This is a genomic window from Priestia sp. SIMBA_032 (genome assembly GCF_046535215.1).
GTDB lineage: Bacteria > Bacillota > Bacilli > Bacillales > Bacillaceae_H > Priestia > Priestia aryabhattai.
Map to the genome: position 1 here is coordinate 1 of NZ_JAWRXD010001207.1, position 250 is coordinate 250.

At 57.2% G+C, this 250-nt stretch carries 1 protein-coding gene; it reads left to right on the forward strand.

Annotated elements, in window-relative coordinates:
• Positions 1-15: 15 nt before the first annotated feature.
• The coding region (locus SB717_RS38155) for a hypothetical protein (protein WP_410908392.1) at positions 16-250 on the forward strand (235 nt) is incomplete at its 3' end.

Here is a 250-nt window from a genome sequence, read left to right on the forward strand (position 1 = left end):
TCAAATGGAGATCAGATGCTCGAAATCATCAAGCGAATCAATGTACGCAATTCGGACAACAGGTCTCGCGGAGAGCCTGCGCGGCACGAGAAGACGGGTTCACATCTTCGACATGTCATTTCGCGCGGCGCCCAAGTAGGTTTGGCGGCGTCGCTTGGCGCGTTCGCGAGCCTATGCTTCGCCCAGAGCCAGACTACGACTGCAAGTATCAGCAACGTTGCGCACGGTCCGTCGATCGCGACGTGTGTAG